Annotated in this window: 6 protein-coding genes; 4 read left to right on the top strand and 2 right to left on the bottom strand. The window is 70.4% G+C overall.

The annotated features are described in order from the left end of the window. The 3 genes from DBR36_RS14915 to DBR36_RS14925 form a co-directional block, all read left to right on the top strand. A partial coding sequence (locus tag DBR36_RS14915; RefSeq protein WP_146185386.1) for a glutaminase occupies positions 1-203 on the top strand: 203 nt, incomplete at its 5' end. A gap of 93 nt (positions 204-296) precedes the next feature. Beyond that, positions 297-671 (top strand): tRNA-dihydrouridine synthase, encoded by a 375-nt coding sequence (locus tag DBR36_RS14920; protein WP_108320536.1) that lies wholly within the window; start codon positions 297-299, stop codon positions 669-671. Then, the gene (locus DBR36_RS14925) at positions 671-1,975 is read left to right on the top strand and encodes a glutathionylspermidine synthase family protein (protein WP_108320537.1); all 1,305 of its coding nucleotides are present in this window, start codon (positions 671-673) and stop codon (positions 1,973-1,975) included. Before DBR36_RS14920 ends, DBR36_RS14925 begins: the two co-directional genes overlap by 1 nt. Positions 1,976-2,025: 50 nt before the next feature. Here DBR36_RS14925 and def read toward each other — a convergent pair whose 3' ends face one another. Further along, entirely contained in the window at positions 2,026-2,592 is a 567-nt protein-coding gene (gene def, locus DBR36_RS14930; protein ID WP_108320538.1) for a peptide deformylase, read from the bottom strand. A gap of 41 nt (positions 2,593-2,633) precedes the next feature. On the opposite strand from def, the gene DBR36_RS14935 reads away from it, so the two are divergent. Next, a complete protein-coding gene (locus DBR36_RS14935; RefSeq protein ID WP_258222887.1) occupies positions 2,634-3,599 on the top strand; it encodes a DMT family transporter in 966 nt (321 codons plus the stop codon). Between the two features lie 81 nt (positions 3,600-3,680). Here the strand turns inward: DBR36_RS14935 and DBR36_RS17900 are convergent. Continuing rightward, positions 3,681-4,011 (bottom strand): hypothetical protein (locus tag DBR36_RS17900; RefSeq protein WP_181373626.1); only part of this gene is annotated, 331 nt, incomplete at its 5' end.

The following is a 4,011-nucleotide window of genomic DNA, read 5'->3' on the forward strand; positions in this document are numbered from 1 at the left end:
ACGACGGATCGGGGCGGTGGATGCGCGCCGTCGGCGTCCCCGCCAAATCCAGCGTCTCGGGCGGTGTCGTCCTGGCCGCGCGGGGGCGCCTCGGGGCGGCGGTCGTCAGTCCACCCCTCGACGAGCAGGGCAGGAGCGTCCGAGGCCGCCTCGCGAGCGAGGCCCTCAGCGACGAGCTCCACCTCCACGCCTTCGCGCGCTGACCCGACGCGGACCGGCTCCCGACGCCCGCGGCCACCCGGGTGTGAGAGCATCGCCGAGGAGCCGACGAACCGGCATCCCCGAGGAGAACCCCCATGCATCCGCACGCGCGCCGCCGCGCCTCCCGCACCGTCACCGTCGGCGTGGTCGCCGCGCTCGCCGCGACACTCACCGGCTGCGGTCAGGGGACGAACGTCTCCGAGGACTACGCGCAGATCTGCCGCGACAACGCCACCGAGAAGCGTCTGCCCGACGACGACTGCAACAACCACGGCGGGGGAGCCGGATGGTACTTCCTCCCCCTGGGTACGAGCAGCCGGACGGTCCCCGCCGTCGGTCAGCCCGTATCGGGTGGAACCGACACGCTGCCGTCCGGTCGCACCGCGGCGAAGGGCATCTCGAGCAGCGGCGACAGCGTCTCGCGCGGCGGCTTCGGCGGGTCGGGTTCGGGCGGAGGCTTCGGCGGCTGATGCACCGGATCGAGATGGACCCGCGACCCGGCTGGGAGCGCACGATCAAGCAGTCGGGTCTGATCTACTCGCGCTCCGTCCGCGACGACGGCTCGGCGGTGGAGTACTGGAACGACGGCGCCGCCTACGTCTTCACCCTGCCCGAGGTCGAGCAGTTCGAGCGCGAGACCGAAGAGCTGCACCGCATGAGTCGCGAAGCGGCGCGATACCTCGCCACGGGCGAACTCGGCACCCTCGGACTGCCCCCGCGGGCGTTCGAGTTCGCGCAGTGGTCGCTCGAGCAGGCCGAACCCGACGTCTACGCGCGCTTCGACCTGGCCTACGCCGGAGACGGCTCACCGGCCAAGATGCTCGAGTACAACGCCGACACCCCCACCGGTCTCATCGAGGCGTCGGTGACGCAGTGGATGTGGCTGCAGGACCGTATCGTGAGCGGCGCCGTGCCGGCCGGCACCGACCAGTGGAACGGCCTGCACGAGGCCCTGGTGGCCCGGTGGCGCGCCCTGCTGCACCGCTCGCTGAACGAGGGCGAGGGCGGGCGGTTGTTCGTGGCCCACTCGGATGCCGACACCTACGGCGAGGACTGGGACACCGTCGCCTACATGCGCGACCTCGCCGCCGAGGCCGGGTGGGAGCACACGGGCATCGAGATGAAGGACATCGGCTGGCACCACGGAGCCCGCCAGTTCGTGGGCGTCCCCGAGCCGTGGGGCTCGTCCCGCAGCATCGCCGCCCTGCCCGGCGACGAACCCGGCACGCAATTCCCCGTCATCCGCAACCTCTTCAGGCTCTACCCCTGGGAGGACCTCGTCTCGGGAGAGGACCGGGTCACCGGCGACCAGGAGTTCGGTGCGCTGCTCATCGCCGGTCGCGGACTCTTCGGCCACTGGTACGAGCCGGCGTGGAAGATGCTGCTGTCCAACAAACTCCTGCTCGTCGCCCTGTGGCGCCTGTATCCCGGGCACCCCAACCTGCTGCCGGCCTACGCCGACGGCCCGAACGGCATGAGCGACTTCGTCGTCAAACCCGTCTTCGGCCGCGAGGGCGACGGCATCCGCGTCCACCGCGCCGACGGCACGGTCACCTCGAACGGGCAGGAGTACCGCCGCGAGGGCCTCGGACGCGAACGCGTCTGGCAGCAGTACCACGAGCTGCCCGACTTCCCCGGCGCGCGGGGGAGCAACCACCCCGTCCTGGGGTCGTGGGTCGTCGACGACGAGGCGTACGGGGTCGGCATCCGCGAGTCCGACGGACCCATCACCGACTACTACTGCCGCTTCGCCCCCAACATCATCGAGGGCTGAGCCGGAACGGTTCCGGATGCCGCGCCCCGGCGCCGCACCCGTGACGACGCTCACGCGTCGATGTCGTCGACCCCCGGCATCCACGAGGCTCCGGGCTTGCCCCACTTGCGCTTCTTCGCGATCTTGGCCACGACCCGCGCATCCTCGTCGTCCAGACGATCGACGTACAGGACGCCGTCGAGGTGGTCGAACTCGTGCTGCAGGATCCGCGCGCGCCACCCCGTCACCTCGATGCGCACCGCGTGACCCTCGAGATCGGTGCCCGTCAGCAGCGCCGCCTCGGAACGACGCAGCGGAAAGCGCTCGCCGGGGAACGACAGGCACCCCTCGCTCTCTTCGTCCGGGTCGGGGTAGCCGGGCTCGAGCGGGCGGATCCACAGCTCGGGGTTGATGACGACGCCGCGCCACGGCTGACCCTCGTCGTCCTCGTAGGTGTACGTGAAGATGCGCAGTCCCACGCCCACCTGCGGAGCGGCGAGACCGACGCCGGGAGCGGCGTCCATCGTCTCGAACATGTCGGCGACGAGCTGACGCACCTCGTCGGTGATCTCGTCGACGCGGGCAGCGGGAGCGTGCAGCACGGGATCGCCCATGATGCGGATCGGGAGTACGGCCACGTCTCCAGCCTATCCAGCGGGGGTGCGGTTATCGTCGAGGGGTGACTCCGCTCGATGCCACCCTCAGCGACGGAATCGACCAGCTCGTCGGCGTGTTCCGCGACCCGCGCATCCTGCTCGGCATCCCGCTGGCCCTTCTCGGTGCCGTGTTCATGTCGTTCGGCGCGCAGTACCAGCACCGCGGCGTGCAGAAGGTCGAACGCCTGTCGGGCGGCAAGACCACCGGCGGCCTGTCCCGCTCGCAGCTCACCTCGCTGCTGACGCGCCCGTCCTGGGTGGCCGGAACGGTCATGCTCGGATTGGCGATCGTGTGCCAGCTGTCCGCCCTGTCGGTGGCGCCGCTGATCCTCGTCCAGCCGCTGGGGGCGATCGCCCTCGTCATCACCACCGTGCTGAACGCCCGCGTCTCGCGTCACAAACCCACGCGGCAGTCCCTCGTCGCGATCGCGCTGTGCGTCGGCGGCATCCTCGTGTTCGTCACGATCGCCGCGTTCTTCGCCACCGAGCACGTCATCACCGAACGCGAACTGCTGATCATCCTCGGCATCCTGGCCGTCGTCGTCGTCGTATTCGGCGTGTTCTGGGTCCTCGTCCGCCGTCGCGCACAGGCGCTGTTCTACATCATGGCCGCGGGCGTCATCTACGGCTTCGTCGCGACGCTGGCCAAGGTGGTCATCAGCCGCGCGCAGGCGGGCAACTTCGAGTGGCTGACGCTGCTGTGCCTGGTCGCGCTGCTCGCGGCGGTCGCGGTCGGCGCGTACTTCGTGCAGACCGCGTACTCGGTCGGCCCGCCCGACCTCGTCATCGCGGGCCTCACCGTGATCGATCCGATCGTCGCGGTGCTCATCGGCCTGCTGGTGCTCGGTGAGGCGTCGACGGCTCCGGCCTGGGCGCTCATCGGCTTCGTCATCGCCGGCGCCATCGCGACCTGGGGCGTCATCCAGCTGACCAAGCACCACCCGCAGGTCACCGCGGACGGCAAGCGCGCGAAGCCGCGGGTGAACTGAGGCGCTCGTGGTCAGGACTCGCGACGACTCTTCCTCGACCTGACGCGAGGGGCAGCCGCTCCATGGGGGCGCAGGCGCCCGTCACCTTTCGGCGAAAGACGTCCACTCCTCCGCCACCAGCGTCAGCGAGTCCCCGTTCAGCGACTCCTGAAGCGCCAAATCCGTCGCGGCGTCGCGAAAAGACAGGTCGTCGCCGGCTTGGTCCTCCGCGTACAGATACAAACTCGTGGCCCTGATGTCTGCGGCGTTGTCGGCCGTCACTTCGAGAACACGCGAGAGAGTCGTCGCGGCGACCTCTCGCCCGCCCGGCTCCACGCCCTCGGGCGAGAGCCGCACCGTCACCGTCAGACCGCCCGCGGCAGAGGGCGTGATGACCGCCTTCGCGCCGACGACACCGCTCCCTCCGGATTCG

This window comes from Microbacterium sp. HMWF026 (assembly GCF_003061325.1).
Classification (GTDB): domain Bacteria; phylum Actinomycetota; class Actinomycetes; order Actinomycetales; family Microbacteriaceae; genus Microbacterium; species Microbacterium testaceum_E.